The sequence below is a fragment of the Nocardioides hwasunensis genome, assembly GCF_014779665.1.
Taxonomy (GTDB): domain Bacteria; phylum Actinomycetota; class Actinomycetes; order Propionibacteriales; family Nocardioidaceae; genus Nocardioides; species Nocardioides hwasunensis.
In genome coordinates this window covers 357084-375798 of the sequence record NZ_JACXYY010000004.1, presented here as the reverse complement: position 1 = coordinate 375798, position 18715 = coordinate 357084, and the positions used below count along the sequence as shown (strand labels likewise).

Genomic DNA, 18715 nt, shown 5'->3' with positions numbered 1-18715 from the left:
CGCCCAGCACACCTGTTCCGACGAGATCCCTGGAGAAGGACGATGCACGTCCCGAGGAGACCACGATGAGCACGAGACCCGCCCGCGCGAGCGAGCCCGCTGCACCCCTCCAGTTCGCCTACTGGGTGCCCAACGTGTCCGGAGGCCTGGTGATCTCCGACATCGAGCAGCGCACCGGCTGGGACTACGACTACAACAAGCGCCTCGCGCAGACGGCCGAGAACAACGGCTTCGACTACGCGCTCACGCAGGTCCGCTACACCGCGTCCTACGGCGCCGCCCACCAGCACGAGGCGACCAGCTTCAGCCTGGCGCTGCTGCTGGCCACCGAGCGGCTCAAGGTCATCTCGGCGGTCCACCCCTACATGTGGCATCCCGGCGTGCTCGCGAAGTTCATCGCCACCGCCGACCACCTCAGCAACGGTCGCGCCGCGATCAACGTCGTCTCCGGCTGGTTCAAGGACGAGGCGACCAGCATGGGCGTGCGCTGGCTCGAGCACGGCGAGCGCTACCGGATGGCCGAGGAGTTCATCTCCTACATCCGCGAGATCTGGACCGAGGACGCTGCGGAGTTCCGCGGCGACTTCTTCCAGCTCCACGACTTCGACCTCAAGCCCAAGCCGCTCGACCTCCCGGGCCGGTCCCTGCCGGAGATCTTCCAGGGCGGCAACTCGAGCGTCGCGCAGGCGATGGCCGGGCGGGTGAGCGACTGGTACCTCGCCAACGGCAACACCCCCGAGGGCATCGCCGAGCAGGTCGAGGGCGTCAGGCACAGCGCCCGCGCCGCCGGACGTACGGTCCGGGTCGGGGTCAACGGCTTCATGGTCGCCCGCGACACCGAGGCGGAGGCCCACGCGACGCTGCAGGAGATCATCGCCAAGGCCAACCCCGAGGCGGTCAAGGGCTTCGGCGACGCCGTGAAGCAGGCCGGCCAGTCGACCGGTGACCGGACGGGCATGTGGCAGGACAGCGACTTCTCCGACCTCGTCCAGTACAACGACGGCTTCCGCACCGGCCTGGTCGGCACGCCCGAGCAGGTCGCGCACCGGATGATGGAGTTCAAGCGTCGCGGCGTCGACCTGTTCCTCCTCGGCTTCCTGCACTTCCAGGAGGAGGTCGAGCACTTCGGCCGCGAGGTCCTGCCGATCGTGCGCGAGCTCGAGGCCGCCGAGCAGGAGCGTGTGGCATGAGTGCGGCGCCGATCCTCGAGGAGCTCGAGCTCGAGCGCGTCCCCGTCCTCACCGCGGACGGGGCGATCGCGGTCGCGACCGAGCTCGCCGCCGAGCTCGCGGCGACGTCGAGCGAGCGCGACGTCGAGCGGATCCTGCCCGCCCGCGAGGTCGGGCGGCTCTCCGCCTCCGGCCTGCTCGCCGTCACCGTCCCGGCGGAGCACGGCGGCGCCGACCTTCCCGTCGCGGTCCTGGCCGAGGTCTTCCGGATCCTCGCCGCAGGCGACCCGAGCGTGGCGCAGGTGCCGCACAGCCACTTCGTCTACGTCAACGCGATGCGGCACCAGGGCACGCCCGAGCAGCAGCGCTTCTTCTTCGGCGAGGTGCTGGTCGGCAGGCGATTCGGCAACGCGCAGTCGGAGACCGGCACCCGCCACGTCCGCGACATCCGTACGACCCTCACCCCTGCCGGGCAGGGACGCTGGGTGCTCAACGGCACCAAGGGCTACAGCACCGGCGCGCTCTTCGCCGACTGGATCCCCGTGCTCGCGCACCGCGACACCCTGGCCGACCCCGGGGCCGGACCGCTGCACGTGGCCTGGGTCGAGCGGCACGCACCGGGCGTGACGGTGAGCGACGACTGGGCCGGCATGGGCCAGCGCACCACCGCCAGCGGCACCGTCGAGCTGGTGGACGTCGACGTCCACGACGACCGCATCACGCCCTACCACCTGACCTTCACCGGTCCGCAGACCTACGGTGCGTTCGCCCAGGTGCTGCACGCAGCGATCGACGTCGGCATCGCCCGCGCCGCGCTCGAGGAGTCGGCCGCCTTCGTCCGGACGACGTCACGGCCCTACCCCGACGCGCAGGTCGAGCGGGCGACCGACGACCCGCTCGTCGTCCAGGGGCTGGGGCAGATGGAGCTCGCCGTCCGGGCCTCCGAGGCGCTGCTGCGCGAGGCGGGACTCGCCGTCGACGCGGCCGACGCCGACCTGACCGCGGAGAGTGCAGCGGCCGCGAGCCTCGCGGTCGCCGCCGTACGCGCGCACTCGGCCGCCACGGCGGTCGACGTCTCCAGCCGGCTCTTCGAGGTCGCGGGCACCCGATCGGCCCTCGACCAGCTCAACCTCAACCGGCACTGGCGCAACGCGCGCACGCACACGCTGCACGACCCGGCCGCCTGGAAGGTCCAGCACCTCGGGCGGTGGGCCGTCGACGGCACGCCACCGCCCAACCACGGCCAGCTCTGATGCCTGGCCCCGGTCTCGACACGCTCGACAGCGCTCGCTGCTCCACCAGCGGGCCGGACGAAAGGACTGCGATGAAGTTCCACTGGTTCCTGCCCACCAACGGAGGCGATGGCCGCCAGGTCGTGAGCGGCGGCCACGGCGTCGAGCACGGCGTCGCCGGCCGACCGGCGAGCGTGCCCTACCTGGGGCAGATCGCGCGCAGCGCCGAGCAGCTCGGCTTCGAGGCCGCGCTCACGCCCACCGGCGCCTGGTGCGAGGACGCGTGGCTGACGACCGCGATGCTCGCGCCGCTCTCGGAGCGGCTGAAGTTCCTCGTCGCCTTCCGGCCGGGCCTGACCTCGCCGACGCTCGCCGCGCAGATGGCGGCGACCTTCCAGAACCTCTCCGGCGGCCGGCTGCTGCTCAACGTCGTCACCGGCGGGGAGTCGCACGAGCAGCGCGCCTACGGAGACTTCCTCGACAAGGACGGCCGCTACGAGCGGTGCGGGGAGTTCCTCTCGATCGTGCGGCGGCTCTGGGCGGGGGAGGAGGTGACCTACGCCGGCCAGCACCTGCGCGTCGATCGCGCCACGCTGCAGCACCTGCCCGACCCGATCCCGGAGATCTACTTCGGCGGGTCCTCGCCGGCCGCCGGACAGGTCGCCGCCGAGCACGCCGACGTCTACCTGACCTGGGGCGAGCCGCCCGCCGCGGTCGCGAGGAAGGTCGCGTGGATCCGGGAGCTCGCCGCCGAGCGGGGCCGTGAGCTGCGCTTCGGCCTCCGCGTCCACGTGATCACCCGCGACACCTCCGAGGAGGCGTGGGCCGAGGCAGACCGGCTGCTCGCCGGCATCTCCGACGAGGACATCGCCCGCGTCCAGGAGGGCCTCAAGCGCTCCGAGTCGGTCGGCCAGCAGAACATGCTGGCCCTCAACCGCGGCAGTCGCGACGCTCTCGAGATCCACCCGAACCTCTGGGCCGGCGTGGGGCTCGTCCGCGGCGGTGCCGGCACCGCCCTCGTCGGCAGCCACGAGGAGGTCGCCGACCTCATCGAGGAGTACCGCTCGGTCGGCATCGAGGAGCTCGTGCTGTCGGCGTACCCCCACCTCGAGGGCGCCTACCAGTTCGGTGAGGGCGTGCTGCCCGTGCTCGAACGGCGCGGCCTCTGGACCCACCCGGCCCCGGCCGCGACGCACGCGTCGGTCCCGTTCGGCTCCCGGGCGGCTGCTTCGTGAGGGTGGCGGCGCACGACATCGTGAGCCGCTGATCGGATGTCGCGCGCCGCCACCCCGGCGGCTCAGGCGTCGGTCGCGGGCCACAGCCGGCACACGTGTCCGAGATGTCGCCCTCGATCCGGTGGTTGAGGGGCGACAACTGGCACACGTGTCCGAGATGTCGCCCTCGATCCGGTGGTTGAGGGGCGACAGCTGGCACACGTGTCCGAGATGTCGCCCCGCGATCGTCGTACGAGCCCGTCGCGGGGCGATGGTCAGGGCGAACACCACGAGGGTGGCGGCGTACGACATCGTGGACCGCGGATCGGATGTCGTACGCCGCCACCCTGGGCGGCTCAGGCGTCGGCCGCGGGGACGGACGCAGAGGCTGCGCGGCGCCGGCGCACGACGAGCCAGGCCGGCAGGCCGAGCACGAGGGCCACCACGGCGAAGGGGAGCAGCGCCCCGAGGACGGTGGTCACGGCCACAAACGTCGCGTCCATCGCCCTCATCCCGCCGTCGAGGCCGGAGAGGAAGCCCGCGGGCTCGTCGTGGCCGCCGGGCTCGTCCTCGACCACCTCCCGGCGCGAGATGTCGACGGTGATCGTCGACAGCGAGGTCTGGTCGGCGAGCCACGACTGCTGGGACTTCAGCGAGTCGAGCTCGGCCTGCCGGCCGGTGAGCTGGGACTCGATCCAGATGACGTCCTTGAGCGACCTCGCCTCCGCGAGCAGCAGCTCGACCCGCTTGAGGCTGGCCTGCTGCGCACGCACCCGCACGCCGGTGTCGAGGACCTGGGTCGTCACGTCCTCCGAGCCGCGGGAGGACGAGCGCAGCACGCCCGCGGCCTCCAGCGCCTCCATGGTCGCCCCGAACTTCGCGCTCGGCACCCGCACCACGAGCCGGGAGTACGACGCCTCGCCGCTCGTCTCGGTCTCGGTGGACTCCTCGGCGATCTCGCCACCCTGCTCGTCGACGATCCGCTGCACGTCGCGCCGGGTCCCGGAGACGTCGTCACTGGCGAGGGACACCGTGCCGCTGGAGATCACCGACCGCTCCATCTCCGGGGTCGTCGGGCCCTTCGCGGACGAGGTGCCGGCATCTGCCGGCGCGTCGCCGAGCTCGCGTGAGGTCGCGCTGGGCGCCTCGGCCCTCCCGCCTGCCGACGAGCCGCCGGAGCCGTCGGACACACCCTCGGACTCCGACATGTCCGCCGAGGACGCCTGGTGGTCGTCGGTCCCGGCGGAGCAGGCGGCCAGGAGGGCCGTCATGGTGATCGCGGTGAGGACGCCTGCGGTGCGCAGGCGCGGCGTGCGGAGGATGCTCATGGCCCTCCGACGCCGGGCGCGACGACGCCGGTTCCGGTCGTGACGGTCCCGTGACCCAACCGTGACCGTCAGGACTTCTTGGCGGCAGCCTTTTTGGTCGGCGCCTTCTGCTGCTTGGCGTTGCCGTGGCCCTTGACCCGCACGGTCGTCCTGCCGTTCTCACCGCCGCTCTCGAGGAACGGCTGGTCGCGCAGCAGCGCCTCGAGACCGCGATGGCCGTAGGTGCGCGGGTCGAGCGAGGGGTGCGTGCGGCGCAGGTGGTTGCCGACCGCACCCGGAGTGGCCCAGCCGTCGTCGTCGGCGACCGCGTTGACCGCCTTGGTCAGCGCGCTCTGGAGATTGATCTCGGGTGCGTGGCTGGGCTCGCGGTCGGCGTTCTCTGCCGGCTCCTGACCCGCCCCGGGGTCCGACTCCGGGTCCGCCTCGCCGTCGTCGTCGCCGAGGAGCTCGAGCCGGATGAACTTGTCGCACGCGTTCTGCAGCGACGCCGGGGTCTTCGCACCGCCCAGGCCGTAGACGACCTTGCCGGACTCGCGCAGGCGCAGGGCCAGGCTGGTGAAGTCGCTGTCGCTCGTGACGAGTGCGAAGGCCTCGACGTTGCCGTCGTAGAGCAGGTCCATCGCATCGATGATCAGCGCCGAGTCGGTGGAGTTCTTGCCGCTGGTGAACGCCCCCTGGTGCATGCCGCGGATCGCTCGGGCGTTGAGCTCCTTGCTCCAGCCGCTCAGCCGCGCGTTGGTCCAGTCGCCGTAGGCCCGCTTGATGGTGGGGTTGCCGTACTTCGCGATCTCGTCCAGCAGCGCCTCGGCATAGCGGTGCGAGGTGTTGTCGGCATCGATCAGCACGGCGATCCGGTCGGCGCCACCACTCGTCTCCATGTCCGCAGCCTAGGCTGGCGACGTGAAGCGGGACGTGGTCGTGGTCGGCGGCGGGATCGCCGGCCTGGTCGCCGCCCGCGAGCTGGCCGGTGCCGGACGCGACGTGCTGCTGCTGGAGGGAGCGCCCCAGGTCGGCGGCAAGCTGCGCAGCGCGGAGGTCGCCGGGCTCACCGTCGACGTCGGTGCCGAGGCGATGTTGGCCCGCCGTCCCGAGGGGCTCGCCCTGGCTGCGCAGATCGGTGCGGACGTCGTCCACCCGACCGCAGCGACCTCGGCGGTCTGGTCGCGCGGCGCGCTGCGCGCGATGCCCCGCTCGCTGATGGGCGTGCCGTTCGACCTCGGACAGCTCGCCACGAGCGGGGTGCTCAGCGCCGAGGGCGTGGCCCGTGCCTCCGTCGAGACTGTCGACACCGACCTCGCCGACGACGTGTCGGTCGGCGACCTGGTCGCTGCGCGGCTCGGCGACGAGGTCGTCGACCGGTTGGTCGAGCCCCTGCTCGGCGGGGTCTACGCCGGCAACGCCCGACGGATCTCCGCTGCCGCAGCCGTGCCGCAGCTGCTCGCCATGGCCCGGCGGGGGAGCGTCCTCGAGCAGGCGGCCGCGCTGCCGACGTCCGCCGCACCGGTCTTCGCCTCCCTGCCCGGCGGCATGGGTCGCCTGCCCGGTCTCGTCGTGGACGGCGGTGGCTTCGAGGTGCGCACCTCGGCCACGGTGCGAGCGCTGCGTCGTACGTCGTCGGGCTGGGCGCTGACGGTCGGCCCGACCACGCACCCCGAGACCGTCGAGGCCGACGCGGTCGTGCTGGCCACCCCGGCCGCCCCCACCGCGCGCCTGCTCGGCGAGGTGGCCCCCACTGCGGCTGACGAGCTCGGGGGTGTCGAGGCGGCGAGCGTCGCGGTGGTCACGCTCGCCTTCCGCGCCGCTGACGTGCCGGACGCGATCTTCGAGCGCTCCGGCTTCCTCGTGCCTCCGCTCGAGCAGCTCGCGATCAAGGCCTCCACCTTCTCCTTCGCCAAGTGGGGCTGGGTGCGCGACCTCGACCCGGACGTCGTCGTGCTGCGCACCTCGCTCGGCCGGCACGGCGAGGTGGTGACGCTCCAGGCGAGCGACGAGGGGCTGGTGCGGGCCTCGCTCGCCGACCTCGCCGCGACGGCCGGCATCACCGCGCGTCCGGTCGACACCCAGGTGCAGCGGTGGGGCGGCGCGCTGCCTCAGTACGCCGTGGGCCACCTCGACCGAGTCGCCCGCGTCCGCGCCTCGGTCGCCGACGTGCCGGGGCTCGCGCTGTGCGGGGCGGCGTACGACGGTGTGGGCATCCCCGCGGTCATCGGTTCGGCCCGCCGGGCTGTGCAGGAGCTGGTCGAGCGCTCTCGGTGAGGGTGGCAGCGCGGGCCTCACATGTAGCCGGTGCTCCTGCTCTCCTCCACGAGGCCCCTGAGCCAGGCGACGTCGTCGCCCTCGTCACGCCAGGCCAGGACCCACTCCTCCGGCTCGACCTCGTGCTGCCCGTGCCGCGTCGTGCCGAGGATGCGGTCCACGTAGGGCGCGCTGTTCCAGGTGGCGCGGCCCCGGGCCAGAGCCGTCGCACGCGTGGGGTGCAGGCCGACCATCCGCAGGGTCGGCACGCCGGGCACCTCGCGGAAGCGCGGGTTGCGGCTGTCCTTCCAGGTGCCGTTCGAGCGGTGGTAGCCGGCCATGCGCAGCGAGGCGGGGTCGACGGAGTAGAACGGGATGATCCGCCGGGGGTAGGGCCAGGCCGACTCGCTGACGAGGCCGTGCTCGTGCACGTGGTGGCGCAGCAGCAGGAGCTCGCTCAGGATGCCGGCGACCAGCAGCCAGGTGGCGGCGAGCATCAGCAGCGGGACCCACCACCACTGGGGACCCAGTGCGAGCGCGGGCAGCGAGACCACCAGGGCCGGGAGGAGGGGCAGCCCGATCTGGACCCATCGCGGGACGGGGTGCCGGGTCGCGAGACGCGGCCCGAGCTCGGTGGGGAGCGTGCGCCTGGACATCAGACCTCCGGTGGCGGGTGAGCGTCGAGGCTATCCGCAGGGAGCCCGAGCGCTCGGCCCGCCGGGCTGTGAGCCAGCTCGCACGGGCAGAATGAACCCATGACCAGCGAGACGACGCCGGAGAAGACGAACGCCGCGCGCACCCGGGAGCTCAACGACACGATCCGCTACACGATGTGGTCGGTCTTCAGGCTCCGCGACGTCCTCGGCGACGCCGACCGGAGCGCCGAGGCGACCGACCTCGAGGCGCTCCTCGAGGTGCTCGCCGAGGAGGACGTGGTCGTCCGTGGGCTCTACGACGTCAGCGGCCTGCGTGCCGACGCCGACCTCATGGTGTGGTGGCACGCCGCCGACTCCCAGCAGCTCCAGGCGGCCTACAACGCGTTCCGGCGCACCGACTTCGGCCGGCGGCTCGACCCGGTCTGGTCACAGATGGCGCTGCACCGCCCGGCCGAGTTCAACAAGTCGCACATCCCGGCCTTCCTCGCCGACGAAGAGCCCCGCGCGCACATCTGCGTCTACCCGTTCGTCCGGTCCTACGAGTGGTACCTCCTCGACGACGGCGAGCGCCGACGCATGCTCGCCCAGCACGGCCAGCAGGCGCGCGGCTACGCGGACGTCCGTGCCAACACCGTCGCGTCGTTCGCGCTCGGCGACTACGAGTGGATGCTCGCCTTCGAGGCCGACGAGCTGCACCGCATCGTCGACCTGATGCGCGACCTGCGAGCCTCCGACGCGCGTCGCCACGTGCGCGAGGAGGTGCCGTTCTACACCGGTGCCCGGGTCACTCCGGCGGAGCTGCTCGACCGCCTGCCGTAGCCGGCGACGCGCCGCGAGGCCATCTCGTGGGACGTGAGGGGTCGTGGCGTCCTCACAATGTAGAGTAAGTCACTCAACATTGTTCCTAGGAGTAGTCATGACCCTCTTCCCCACCACGTACCGCACCCTCGCGCCCTCGGACGACGATCCTCGCGACCAGGTCGCCCGTGACGCCCTCGCCGCATATCTCGCCGAGCACGACCCGCTGGACTCGGTCGACCTGACCTTCCCCGAGCGCACCTGGGCGCGCATCGGGGCCGTCGCAGGTGCCGACATCTGGCTGATCACCTGGCCCGCCGGGTCCAGCACCGGCTGGCACGACCACGGCTCGGCGAGCGGTGCCTTCGTCACGCTGACCGGCCAGCTGACCGAGTACGTGTGGACCGGCGTCGCGACGGCGTCCACCCTCGCCGAGCAGACGGTCCGCGAGTTCGACGGCAGCCACATCCACGACGTGGTCAACCACGGCACCCGCACCGCGGTGTCGCTGCACGCCTACGCGCCGTCGCTCGCCGCGATGACGCGCTACGAGCTGGTCCGCGGCCGGCTGCAGGTGACCAGCGTCGAGCAGCGCGGGGAGGCCTGGTGAGCACCGGGGTGGCGACCACCGGGGTGGCGACCGCCGGGCTGCGCCACGGCGGGATCGAGGCGATGCTGGCCGACGCGCGCTCGCGACTCGAGCGCATCGACGTCGAGACGGCCTACCGCGAGGCGCTGGACGGTGCCGTGCTCGTCGACATCAGGCCCGCGGCCCAGCGGGCGGCCGAGGGTGAGGTGCACCCCGCCCTGGGCCCGATGGTCGTCGAGCGCAACGTGCTCGAGTGGCGGTTCGACCCGCGCTCGGACGCGCGCGTGCCCGAGGCGTCGTACGACGCCCGCATCCTGGTGCTGTGCCAGGAGGGCTTCACCTCCAGCCTGGCCGCCGACTCCCTGCGCAGCCTCGGCCTCGACGCGACCGACGTCGTCGGCGGGTTCAAGGCCTGGCGCGAGGCTCGGCTGCCGCTCGCCTGTCCCGCGGCTCCCGCCTGAGGTGGAACGGCGCGCGGCGCAGTAGCGTCGTACCCACCATGACGCACTCACGCCTCGCCTCAGCCGCCGCCCTGGTCCTGTCCGTCGCCGTGCTCTCTGCCTGTTCGTCCGGTGACGACACCACAGCCACCGACCCCGCCGGCTCCGGTGAGCCGTCCGGCCCCGCCTCGTCGTCGGGCGTGCCGACGCCCGTCCCGGACGGCGAGGTCCGCACCAGCGGCCTGGTCACGGTGCTCGACGACGGCGACGGTCCCGAGCTGTGCCTGGGTGCCGTCGCCGAGTCGTTCCCGCCGCAGTGCGGTGGCCCGAAGGTCGCCGACTTCGAGTGGGGCGACGTCGGTGCCGAGAAGGCCGCCGGCGTGACCTGGGGGTCCTACGCCCTCACCGGGACCTACGACGGCACCACCTTCACGGTGACCGACGCGATCCCGGCCGCGCTCTACGACGCCATGGCCGAGCCCGAGGACAGCCCGCTCGAGGCCGCCTGCGACGAGCCGACGTCGACCGACAACACGATGGCCAGCCCCGAGGACATGGACGCGACGCTGGCCGCCGCGTCCGCGCTCCCGGGCTACGCCACGGCGTGGCTGACCGGGAACACGATCAACGTGGCCGTCACCGAGGACGCCGCCGGCGCGGAGACCGCGCTCCGCAAGACCTGGGGTGGCTCCCTGTGCGTGACGACGGTCGAGCGCACCGACGCCGACCTCAACGAGATCAACCAGGAGCTCCAGACCACGCTCGGCGCGCAGCTGCTGACCAGCGGCTCGTTCACGCCGGACTCGCTCGACGCGACCGTGGTCTTCGACGACGGCTCGATCCAGGACTGGGCCGACCAGACCTACGGCGACGGTCTGGTGACCATCGAGTCCGCGCTCGTCCCCGCCTGAGCCACCCGTCGGTTCCTCGGTCTCGACACGCGCGTCCCTCTCTGCTCGACCGGCGGAGGAGGGCCGAACAGGCGCTACTTCTTCGCGTCGAGCGTGATGCTGATCGAGTTGATGCAGTAGCGGTCGCCGGTGGGGGTGCCGAACCCATCGGGGAAGACGTGGCCGAGGTGCGAGCCGCACGTCGCGCAGCGCACCTCGACGCGCTTCATGCCGTGCGAGCTGTCCTCGATGTACTCCACCGTGTCGGTCATCGGCTGGTAGAAGCTGGGCCAGCCACAGCCGGAGTGGAACTTGGTGTCGCTGGTGAACAGCTCCGACCCGCACGCCTTGCAGGAGTAGGTGCCTTCGGTCTCGGTGTCGGTGTACTCACCGGTGAAGGCGCGTTCGGTGCCCGCCTGCCGCAGCACGGCGTACTCCTCGGGGGTCAGCTCCTCGCGCCACTGCTCGTCGGTCTTCTGCACGTCGTAGGCCATGCCTCCAGCGTACGGCGGCGCGCCAGCGCGTCGGGCGGCTAGGTTGGGTGAATGGCAGCTGCGAAGCCGGTGATGGTGCAGGCCGGTGACCGCGAGGTCCGCGTCTCCTCGCCCGACCGCGTCATCTACGAGGCGACCGACACCACCGCCGAGGTCACCAAGCTGATGGTCGCGGAGTACTTCGCGAGCGTCGAGGACGGCCTGATGCGGGCGCTGCGCGAGCGCCCGACGGCGCTGGAGCGGTGGACGAGCGGCGTACGCCCGGGCTTCAAGCTGGCGACGGGGCCGCAGGATCGCAACGCGGACGCGTTCTACCAGAAGCGGGTGCCCAAGGGGGCTCCCGACTATCTCGAGACGGCCACGATCACCTTCCCGTCCGGTCGCACGGCCGACGAGATCTGTCCGACCGAGATCGCGGTGCCGGTGTGGTGTGCCCACATGGGCACGCTGACGTTCCACCCCTGGCCCGTGCGTCGTGCCGACGTGGACCACCCCGACGAGCTGCGCATCGACCTCGACCCCCAGCCCGGGACGACGTTCGCCGACGCCGTGCGCGTCGCCGGGGTCGCGCGCGAGCTGCTCGCCGACCTCGGCATGACCGGCTTCGCCAAGACGTCGGGCAACCGCGGCATCCACGTCTACGTCCGGATCAGGCCCGAGTGGGACTTCGCGGCCGTGCGGCACGCGGCGATCGCGTTCGGGCGGGAGCTGGAGAAGCGCGACGACGGCGTGACCACCGCGTGGTGGAAGGAGGAGCGGGGGACGAGGATCTTCGTCGACTTCAACCAGAACACCCGCGACCGCACGATCGCGTCGGCGTACTCCCTGCGTCCGATCGCCGGCGCCCCGGTCTCCACGCCGGTGACGTGGGACGAGCTGGCCTCCCTCGACTCGCCGGCCGGCTTCAACCTCTTCACCGTCCCCGGGCGCCTCGCCTCCGACGGTGACCCCTGGGCGACGATCGACGACGAGCACCACTCGCTCCAGCCGCTCCTCGACCTCTGGGAGGAGCACCCCGTCGAGCTCAACTTCCCGCCCGACCACCCCAAGATGCCCGGCGAGCCGCCCCGCGTGCAGCCGTCGAAGAAGGTCGAGTCCCACTGGGACGCCGACGGCAACCGGATCGAGGCCTGAGGACTCCGGTCACGCTGCCGACACCACCGCTCAGCCGAGCTCCCAGGGAGCGGCGATCGGGAAGTACTCCTCGAGGAAGTCGTGCAGCAGCCCGTCGGCGCGCTCCTCGTCGTAGGCGGCGACCATGTTGTCGGCGATGCAGAAGAAGTCGCGGTCGCGCTTGAGCATCTGCCGGAGCTGCACCGGCAGCTGCTGGTGGCCGAGGTCGACGTAGCCGTGGTGGGCGCCGGCGCGGAAGGCCTGGCCGGTGATCAGTCCGTAGCTCTGCGCGAAGGACGACAGCATCGAGAGGTCCGTCGAGGAGCGGAACGGCGCGTCCGTGGTGCGCGCGACCTCGTCCGGGAAGCGGGCGGCGATCTCCTCGAGCGTGGTGCGTCGCTGCGGGTGCGGGCTGTGCATCATCGTGTTGGTCAGCGCGACGCCGAAGGCCCCGGCGAGCACGCGCCGGTTGTTCTGTGCGGCAGTGAGGTAGGGCCGGTCGTCGGTCCCGGGGAGGCCGACGGCGCGGTGGTCGGCGACGAACGCGGCGTACTGCCCACCAGGGGAGAAGAAGTGCTCCGGTCGTCGCGGGCGCCCGAGGAACACGTCGTCGTTGACGTAGACGAAGTGGTCGGCGAGGTCGGGCACCGCGTGCAGGCGGGTCTCGATCGCGTGCGAGCTGAAGGTCGGCAGCGCGGAGGCCGGAAGGATCTCGCGGTGGTCGACGACCCGCACCTTCGGGTGCGACGTGTCGAGCCACGACGGCACCTGTCCGGCGGTGACCAGGTGGATCCGGCGCACCCACGGGGCGAACAGGTGCAGGCTGCGCATCGAGTAGCGCAGCTCGTCGCGGCTCCGGTAGCGCTGGGCGCCGCCGGCGCGGGCGTCCGGGGTGCCGCCGAGCGCGGTGACCCGCTCGTCGCGGGCGGTCAGCCATGCCTCGTCGTCGCCGTCGACCCAGGTGTAGACCACGTCGACGTCGAAGCGGCAGTCGTCGACGGTGGGCAGCGCCATCACCTCGAGGGTGGGCACGTCGACGCCCTCGACGCTGATCGTGGTGCGGGGCGTCCCGGCAGGGGCACGGTCGCCGTAGCGGTTGAGGCCCGGTGCGAGCAGGTCGCCCTCGGGCGACTCCTCCCAGAACTGCACGCCGACCTCGACGCCCTCGCCCAGCACCCCGTCGTGGCCGCCGCGCATGGGCCACGGCTCGAGGAAGAGGTACGCCGTCCGCGTCCGCGCCAGCTCGGCCGTCATCGCCGCGACGGTGCCGCGCCGCTCCGGCCAGCCGCGCTCGGCGGGGTCGCGCACCGAGAGCCAGTCCGGCACGTCGCCCGCGGCCAGCGCCGTCAGGAACGCCGCCCGTCGTGAGGACGGCACGACGACCACCGGGTGCGGGTCGAGCCCGCGGGCCGGCATCACGAACCAGCCGTCCCCGGCCGCCGCGGCGGCCGAGGTCAGCGCCCGCAGGGTCGTCGTACGGCACTCGGCGGGGGTGACGCCGCGCGCGCCCGTGGTCTCGGGCAGCTCGCCGAGCGGCCCCGGCCGCAGGCCGTGCAGGACGCGGCGCGGGGCGAGGGGGTCGGCCCGGCGGGCGACCGCGCGACGGAACACGTCGACCCACTGGGTGGCGAGCGTGGGCCCGTCCCACCGCCGCGACCGCTCGAGCGCGGCGGCGCCGAGGCGCGAGCGGAGGTCGTCGTCGGTGGCGATCCGCAGCATCGCGGCGGCCAGCGCGGCCTTCGAGCCGGGCGGCACGAGCAGGCCGTCGACGTCGGGGGTGATGATCTCGCGCGGGCCGGACGGGCAGTCGTACGACACGGCCGGCACACCGGCGGACATCGCCTCCTGCAGCACCAGTGGGTAGCCCTCGCCACGGGAAGCGAGCACGGCGACGCTCGTCCGCGCCCACTCGGCGGCGAGGTCGTCGGTGGAGCCGGGCAGCTCGACCCGGTCCTCGATCCCGAGCTTGCGCACCTGCGCGGCCAGGTTGTCCGCACGCGGGCCGTCGCCCCAGATCCGCAGCGTCCAGCCCGGGACCTCCTCGTGGATGCGCCAGAACGCGTCGACGACGTGCTCGAACTGCTTCTCCGGCGCGAGCCGCCCCGCGGTCACGAACGTCTTCTGGTCGAGCGGCGAGCGCCGCTGCGGGTGGGCGGGGAGCGGGTTCGGGATCACCAGCAGCTCGGGCGCCGCGCCACCGAGGCGGCCGGCGAGCCAGCGCGACATCGACTCGGTCAGCGACACCACGATGTCGGCACGCGGGGCGAACTCCAGCAGAGCACCCAGGTCGTTGACCCGGCTGGACGACGCGCGGTGCTCCTGGTGGACGAGCGCGACGTCGGCGGGTGCGAGCTGCGTGACGACGGCCAGCAGCTCGGGGGTCGTCGTGACGAGCACGTCGGCGTCGAGGCTGCCGAGCGCCTGGCGCAGGGTCGCGTCGGTGAGCCCGTTGAAGAGGGCGTCCCAGCTGCGCGGCACGATCACGGACTCGCGCTCGGCCAGCTCGGCCGGGTGGGTGCCGTCGACCGCGGCGGGACGAGGACCGCGTACGTCGACGAGGTAGGTGACCTCGACCCCGTCGGCCAGGCGGTAGTGGGTCGACGGCCCGCTCCGCGTGACGCTGAGGATGCGGACACGGTGACCCTCGCCGAGCCCGACCAGCGCGTTGGCCTGCTCGATCCCGGAGCGGGCGGTGCCGCCCATGCCGTCGGCGTTGAAGAGCACGAGCACCACGTCGAGCGGGCCGTCGCGGCGGACCCGGCGCACGGCCGAACGCACCTTGCCACCGAGCCTGTCGGAGAGTGCCACGTGGTCCCCAGTCATGTGTCGCGGAGCGGTCTCTGATCGGACCGCCACGATCCTAGGGGGAGCGAGTCTGGCCGATAGGGTGAGCGGCATGCCGACGTCCCCCACCCCGCTGGTCCTGGTCTCCGGTTCCGGCCGCAGTGGCACCAGCTCGCTGGCCGGCACGCTGAAGCGGCTCGGCCTGCACGTCCCGCAGCCCGAGGTCGAGGCGTCGGAGACCAACCCGCGCGGGTTCTACGAGCCGCAGTGGGTCATCGACTTCCACAAGCGCCACCTCAAGGAGCTCGCGCTCTTCAACATCGACAGCCGGCCCGGCGCGGTCCAGCTCGTCTCCGACTACGTCGCCCGAGGGCTGCCGGCGTCCGAGCTCCGCGAGTGGCTCGCCGGCCAGCTCACGACCGACGAGCTTGCCGGCGCGACCCAGGTCGTGGTCAAGGACCCGCACGCCTTCTGGTTCGCCCAGGTGTGGGAGGAGGTCTCCGCCGAGCTCGGCGCCGACCTGCGCTGGCTCACCGCGCTGCGGCACCCCGCCGAGGTGGTCGGCTCGCGCGACATCGCCTACCTCTCCAGCCAGTCCGACGACCTCCGCCTGACCAAGGAGACCTCCAACGTCGCGGGCTGGGTGCACGCCGCGCTGCTCACCGAGCGGGCCGGCCGTGGCGGTCGGCGCGCGTTCGTGAAGTACGGCGACCTGCTGGCCGACTGGCGTGCCGCCCTGGCGCCGGTGCAGGACCAGCTCGCGCTCGAGCTCGACACGGACCTGTCCTCTGCGGAGCACCACCCGGTCGACGACTTCATCGAGCCCTCGATGCGCAAGTCGCAGCTCACCTGGGACGACGTCCGCACCCCCGAGTGGCTCAAGGCGATGGCCGAGCAGGTCTGGCAGCTGCTCGGCACCCTGACCGCGACCCCGCACGACGAGGCCACCCTCGCCCGGCTCGACGAGATCCACGCCGACTACGTCGAGCGCTACGCCGACGCGGTGGCGCTCACCTTCGACCACACCAAGGCCGAGGCCACCCTCGCCGGACGAGAGGCCCGCGACGCCCAGCGGGCGACGGTCCAGCAGCTGCGACGCGACCTCGAGCAGGCCCGTCGTCGCCAGGCCCCCGCCGTCGGTGGGCGCGAGGCGGCCTCGATCCTGCGCCGCGCCGTCGTACGCCGCATCGCCCGCCGCTGACCCCGCTCGTCAGCGAGAGCCTGACAACCCTCGAGCCGGGCCGACCCGTCTCGGCTCAGAGGCCGCTGACGCCCTCGCCGGAGCCGGAGGCCTGCTCGTCGAAGTTCTCGTGCTCGATCAGGTGGAGCACGGGCACGCCGAGCTTGCGGCGCGCGCGCGAGGACCAGTCGACGTGGAAGAACTCCGCGACGACGTGGGGTCGCGTGAGGATGATCGCCTCGCGGGCGTCGACCCGGGCGACCAGCGCGGCGAGTGCGTCGACCGGGGGCTCGGAGGTGACCTGCCCGGTCGCCCGCCCGCCGGCGGTGTCGATCGCCCGCAGCGTCGTCTCGAGGTCGGCCGACGAGGTCTCCTCGCACTCGCGGCGGACCGCCTCGATGTCGACGTCGTTCATCGCGAGCGCCGGCGCAGCCATCAGGTCGCCGGTGCCGATGGTGCCCATCGACGCCTCGATCCGCGCCGCGGCGTCCTCGAGCGGCAGCAGCACGTGGTAGACGACCTGGTCCTCGATCTCGGTGTGCAGCGAGCGCACCTGCTGCGCGTCGGCGGCGGTGAGGGCCTGCTCGACGAGCAGGACCACGTCATAGGTGCCCACGCCGTCGTGGATGCTCTCGCTGGTCTCGGTCATGACTCGCCTCCGGTGTCGGTGCTGAGGATCCTGGTCAGGTCGTAGCCCGCGGGCTCGTCGAGCTGGGCGTAGCCGCAGCTCTCGGGGTCGCGGTCGGTGCGCCACCGCTTGAAGTGCGCGGTGTGGCGGAAGCGGCGGCCCTCCATGTGGTCGTACTTCACCTCCAGCACCCGCTCGGGGCGCAGCGCGGTGAAGCCGAGGTCCTTGCCGGCACTCCAGCGGCTCTGGGTGCCGGGGACGCGGTCGGGGTTGGCGGTGAGGAACTCGTTCCAGCGGCCCCACGGGTGGTCGGCGATGCTGCAGACGAGCGGCTGCAGCTCGTGCCACAGCTCGGCGCGCCGGGCGGCGGTGAAGCTGGCCGAGACACCGATGTGCTGCAGCTCGCCGTCGTCGTCGTACAGCCCGAGGAGGAGCGAGCCGATCAACGGCTCCTCCGGCGTCGAGGTCTTGTGCTCGCGATAGCCGGCGAGCACCACGTCGGCGGTGCGCTCGTGCTTGATCTTGAGCATCGTGCGCTTGTGGGGCTCGTAGACCGATCCGAGGGGCTTGGCGACGACGCCGTCGAGGCCGGCACCCTCGAACTCCTCGAACCACCGCTCGGCCTCGACCGGGTCCTCGGTGGTGCGGGTGAGGAAGCAGGGTCCGCTGCCGTCGAGGTGGCCGAGTGCCTCGACGAGGGCCGTACGCCGCTCGGCGAGGGGCCGGTCCATGAACGACTCGTCGCCCAGGGCGAGCAGGTCGAAGGCGACGAAGCCGGCGGGCGTCTCGACGGCCAACTTGTCGACGCGGCTGGCGGCGGGGTGGATCCGCTCCTGAAGGGTCTCGAACTCCAGGCGCCACCCGTCCGGCCCCTGCAGGCCGACGAAGATCTCGCCGTCGAGCACGATCCGATCGGGCAGCTGGGTGCGACAGGCCTCGACGACCTCGGGGAAGTAGCGGGTCAGCGGCTTGGTGTTGCGGCTGGCGAGCTCGACCTCGTCGCCGTCCTTGAAGACCAGGCAGCGAAACCCGTCCCACTTGGGCTCGAACGACAGCCCGCCGTGCTTGGCCGGGTCCGGCACGCCGCTGACGCTCTTGGCGAGCATCGGCTGCACGGGCGGCATCACGGGGAGGTCCACGATCCGAGTTTAGTGCTGTGGGGTTCCTAGACTGGCGAGGTGACGCCCCCACCTGCCGCCAGCGTCCCGCTGCGCGGGAGGCTCGCCGAGGTAATGGTGAACCTCGTGCTCGCAGCCGGCGGGGTGCTGCTGCTCGCGGTCGCGATCCCGGAGCTGTCCGGGGCACGGCCCGTGGGGCTGTTCCTGCCGGTGCTCTACACCGGTTTCGCCGTGGTCATCACGGTGGTGCTGGCCGTCGCCGTGGCCGTCACGGGGCGCATGCCGACGCTCCGGCAGGGCACCGTGGACGGCAGTCCGGCACTCGGGGTGTCCAGCTGGGCGGCCCCGTGGATCCATGCGCTGGCGCTCGACGCCGGCCTGGCCGTCCTGGGGCTGGCCCTGACCGTCGCCGGCATCGCGGCGGGCTCCGAGTGGGCCGTGGTGTCGCTGGTGCCCGGCGCGATCGGTCTCTGGTTCGGCGTGCGGGTCGGCCTGACGGCGGCGGGGCGTCGCCGGCGGCCGGCGATGTGGCTGACGGAGACCCATGTCGTCGTGGACTCGCCGGCGGGTCGCGCCCGCTCGCCGCGGAGCGACGTACGCCGGGTGCGCCCGCGCGGTCGTCGCGTGGTCGTCGAGCTGGAGCGCGATGCCGACTGGCTGTGTGCTCCCCGCCCCTGGCGGCGGGCCGGCGGACCCCGCGACACCCTCGTCCTCGACTGCTCGGAGACCGGACACCGGGCGGCGGACCTGGCCACCTGGCTCACCGAGGAGCTCGTGGCCCCGGTCACGTCGAGCGCCCGCAGAGGTTTGACCGAGCGCCGACGGGGCACCACAGGGTGACCCCGCG

The 18715-nt window shown here is 72.7% G+C and carries 18 protein-coding genes; 11 read left to right on the top strand and 7 right to left on the bottom strand.

The features are described 5' to 3' along the window. The first annotated feature begins 65 nt into the window (after positions 1 to 65). The 3 genes from sfnG to IEZ25_RS11680 all read left to right on the top strand — a co-directional run bounded on the left by sfnG (position 66) and on the right by IEZ25_RS11680 (position 3636). Positions 66 to 1190 carry a dimethylsulfone monooxygenase SfnG gene (gene sfnG / locus IEZ25_RS11690; RefSeq protein WP_191199594.1) on the top strand — a complete coding sequence of 375 codons (1125 nt, stop codon included), beginning with the start codon at positions 66 to 68 and terminating at the stop codon, positions 1188 to 1190. Further along, complete coding sequence (locus tag IEZ25_RS11685; RefSeq protein WP_191199593.1) at positions 1187 to 2422, top strand: SfnB family sulfur acquisition oxidoreductase; 1236 nt, start codon at positions 1187 to 1189, stop codon at positions 2420 to 2422. The genes sfnG and IEZ25_RS11685 overlap by 4 nt, the downstream gene beginning before the upstream one ends. A gap of 71 nt (positions 2423 to 2493) precedes the next feature. Then, complete coding sequence (locus tag IEZ25_RS11680; protein WP_191199592.1) at positions 2494 to 3636, top strand: LLM class flavin-dependent oxidoreductase; 1143 nt, start codon at positions 2494 to 2496, stop codon at positions 3634 to 3636. Between the two features lie 335 nt (positions 3637 to 3971). Here IEZ25_RS11680 and IEZ25_RS11675 read toward each other — a convergent pair whose 3' ends face one another. Both IEZ25_RS11675 and IEZ25_RS11670 read right to left on the bottom strand, forming a co-directional pair. Next, the gene (locus tag IEZ25_RS11675; RefSeq protein WP_191199591.1) at positions 3972 to 4943 is read right to left on the bottom strand and encodes a DUF4349 domain-containing protein; all 972 of its coding nucleotides are present in this window, start codon (positions 4941 to 4943) and stop codon (positions 3972 to 3974) included. Positions 4944 to 5011: 68 nt separating this feature from the next. Continuing rightward, on the bottom strand, positions 5012 to 5821 hold the full coding sequence (locus IEZ25_RS11670; RefSeq protein ID WP_191199590.1) for an NYN domain-containing protein: 810 nt from the start codon (positions 5819 to 5821) through the stop codon (positions 5012 to 5014). 22 nt (positions 5822 to 5843) lie between these two features. Here IEZ25_RS11670 and hemG point away from each other — a divergent pair, with 22 nt between their 5' ends. Beyond that, positions 5844 to 7199 carry a protoporphyrinogen oxidase gene (hemG, locus tag IEZ25_RS11665; RefSeq protein ID WP_191199589.1) on the top strand — a complete coding sequence of 452 codons (1356 nt, stop codon included), beginning with the start codon at positions 5844 to 5846 and terminating at the stop codon, positions 7197 to 7199. A 17-nt stretch (positions 7200 to 7216) separates the two neighbouring features. On the opposite strand, the gene IEZ25_RS11660 is transcribed toward hemG, so the two are convergent. Next, positions 7217 to 7834, bottom strand: coding sequence for a hypothetical protein (locus IEZ25_RS11660; protein WP_191199588.1), 618 nt, complete (start codon positions 7832 to 7834; stop codon positions 7217 to 7219). A 99-nt stretch (positions 7835 to 7933) separates the two neighbouring features. Between IEZ25_RS11660 and hemQ the strand changes: the two genes are divergently transcribed. From hemQ to IEZ25_RS11640, 4 genes are all read left to right on the top strand, one after another. Continuing rightward, complete coding sequence (gene hemQ / locus IEZ25_RS11655; RefSeq protein ID WP_191199587.1) at positions 7934 to 8653, top strand: hydrogen peroxide-dependent heme synthase; 720 nt, start codon at positions 7934 to 7936, stop codon at positions 8651 to 8653. A gap of 97 nt (positions 8654 to 8750) precedes the next feature. After that, the gene (locus tag IEZ25_RS11650) at positions 8751 to 9242 is read left to right on the top strand and encodes a cysteine dioxygenase (protein WP_191199586.1); all 492 of its coding nucleotides are present in this window, start codon (positions 8751 to 8753) and stop codon (positions 9240 to 9242) included. Next, positions 9239 to 9682 carry a rhodanese-like domain-containing protein gene (locus tag IEZ25_RS11645; protein ID WP_318152186.1) on the top strand — a complete coding sequence of 148 codons (444 nt, stop codon included), beginning with the start codon at positions 9239 to 9241 and terminating at the stop codon, positions 9680 to 9682. The genes IEZ25_RS11650 and IEZ25_RS11645 overlap by 4 nt, the downstream gene beginning before the upstream one ends. A 38-nt stretch (positions 9683 to 9720) precedes the next feature. Beyond that, positions 9721 to 10572 (top strand): hypothetical protein, encoded by an 852-nt coding sequence (locus IEZ25_RS11640; protein WP_191199585.1) that lies wholly within the window; start codon positions 9721 to 9723, stop codon positions 10570 to 10572. Between the two features lie 74 nt (positions 10573 to 10646). Here the strand turns inward: IEZ25_RS11640 and msrB are convergent, their stop codons facing one another. Beyond that, the gene (msrB, locus tag IEZ25_RS11635) at positions 10647 to 11045 is read right to left on the bottom strand and encodes a peptide-methionine (R)-S-oxide reductase MsrB (protein ID WP_191199584.1); all 399 of its coding nucleotides are present in this window, start codon (positions 11043 to 11045) and stop codon (positions 10647 to 10649) included. Positions 11046 to 11096: 51 nt separating this feature from the next. On the opposite strand from msrB, the gene IEZ25_RS11630 reads away from it, so the two are divergent. Further along, positions 11097 to 12179: a DNA polymerase domain-containing protein gene (locus tag IEZ25_RS11630; protein WP_191199583.1), complete on the top strand. Its 1083-nt coding sequence runs from the start codon at positions 11097 to 11099 to the stop codon at positions 12177 to 12179. Positions 12180 to 12209: 30 nt separating this feature from the next. On the opposite strand, the gene IEZ25_RS11625 is transcribed toward IEZ25_RS11630, so the two are convergent. Then, positions 12210 to 14966, bottom strand: coding sequence for a stealth conserved region 3 domain-containing protein (locus IEZ25_RS11625; protein WP_191199582.1), 2757 nt, complete (start codon positions 14964 to 14966; stop codon positions 12210 to 12212). Positions 14967 to 15054: 88 nt separating this feature from the next. On the opposite strand from IEZ25_RS11625, the gene IEZ25_RS11620 reads away from it, so the two are divergent. Further along, positions 15055 to 16143, top strand: coding sequence for a hypothetical protein (locus IEZ25_RS11620; protein WP_191199581.1), 1089 nt, complete (start codon positions 15055 to 15057; stop codon positions 16141 to 16143). A 55-nt stretch (positions 16144 to 16198) separates the two neighbouring features. Here the strand turns inward: IEZ25_RS11620 and IEZ25_RS11615 are convergent, their stop codons facing one another. Then, entirely contained in the window at positions 16199 to 16771 is a 573-nt protein-coding gene (locus tag IEZ25_RS11615) for a hypothetical protein (RefSeq protein WP_191199580.1), read from the bottom strand. Further along, positions 16768 to 17889 carry an ATP-dependent DNA ligase gene (locus IEZ25_RS11610; RefSeq protein WP_191199579.1) on the bottom strand — a complete coding sequence of 374 codons (1122 nt, stop codon included), beginning with the start codon at positions 17887 to 17889 and terminating at the stop codon, positions 16768 to 16770. The genes IEZ25_RS11615 and IEZ25_RS11610 overlap by 4 nt, the downstream gene beginning before the upstream one ends. A gap of 39 nt (positions 17890 to 17928) precedes the next feature. Between IEZ25_RS11610 and IEZ25_RS11605 the strand changes: the two genes are divergently transcribed. Next, on the top strand, positions 17929 to 18708 hold the full coding sequence (locus IEZ25_RS11605; protein ID WP_191199578.1) for a hypothetical protein: 780 nt from the start codon (positions 17929 to 17931) through the stop codon (positions 18706 to 18708). Positions 18709 to 18715: the final 7 nt, after the last annotated feature.

Excerpts from the sequence above, each read along its gene's own strand:
- IEZ25_RS11675 (WP_191199591.1), bottom strand. The coding sequence starts at position 4,943 with ATGAGCATCCTCCGCACGCCGCGCCTGCGCACCGCAGGCGTCCTCACC.
- sfnG (WP_191199594.1), top strand. The coding sequence starts at position 66 with ATGAGCACGAGACCCGCCCGCGCGAGCGAGCCCGCTGCACCCCTCCAG.
- IEZ25_RS11680 (WP_191199592.1), top strand. The coding sequence starts at position 2,494 with ATGAAGTTCCACTGGTTCCTGCCCACCAACGGAGGCGATGGCCGCCAG.
- IEZ25_RS11670 (WP_191199590.1), bottom strand. The coding sequence starts at position 5,821 with ATGGAGACGAGTGGTGGCGCCGACCGGATCGCCGTGCTGATCGATGCC.
- IEZ25_RS11650 (WP_191199586.1), top strand. The coding sequence starts at position 8,751 with ATGACCCTCTTCCCCACCACGTACCGCACCCTCGCGCCCTCGGACGAC.
- IEZ25_RS11640 (WP_191199585.1), top strand. The coding sequence starts at position 9,721 with ATGACGCACTCACGCCTCGCCTCAGCCGCCGCCCTGGTCCTGTCCGTC.
- msrB (WP_191199584.1), bottom strand. The coding sequence starts at position 11,045 with ATGGCCTACGACGTGCAGAAGACCGACGAGCAGTGGCGCGAGGAGCTG.
- hemQ (WP_191199587.1), top strand. The coding sequence starts at position 7,934 with ATGACCAGCGAGACGACGCCGGAGAAGACGAACGCCGCGCGCACCCGG.
- IEZ25_RS11620 (WP_191199581.1), top strand. The coding sequence starts at position 15,055 with ATGCCGACGTCCCCCACCCCGCTGGTCCTGGTCTCCGGTTCCGGCCGC.
- IEZ25_RS11630 (WP_191199583.1), top strand. The coding sequence starts at position 11,097 with ATGGCAGCTGCGAAGCCGGTGATGGTGCAGGCCGGTGACCGCGAGGTC.
- IEZ25_RS11685 (WP_191199593.1), top strand. The coding sequence starts at position 1,187 with ATGAGTGCGGCGCCGATCCTCGAGGAGCTCGAGCTCGAGCGCGTCCCC.
- IEZ25_RS11660 (WP_191199588.1), bottom strand. The coding sequence starts at position 7,834 with ATGTCCAGGCGCACGCTCCCCACCGAGCTCGGGCCGCGTCTCGCGACC.
- IEZ25_RS11615 (WP_191199580.1), bottom strand. The coding sequence starts at position 16,771 with ATGACCGAGACCAGCGAGAGCATCCACGACGGCGTGGGCACCTATGAC.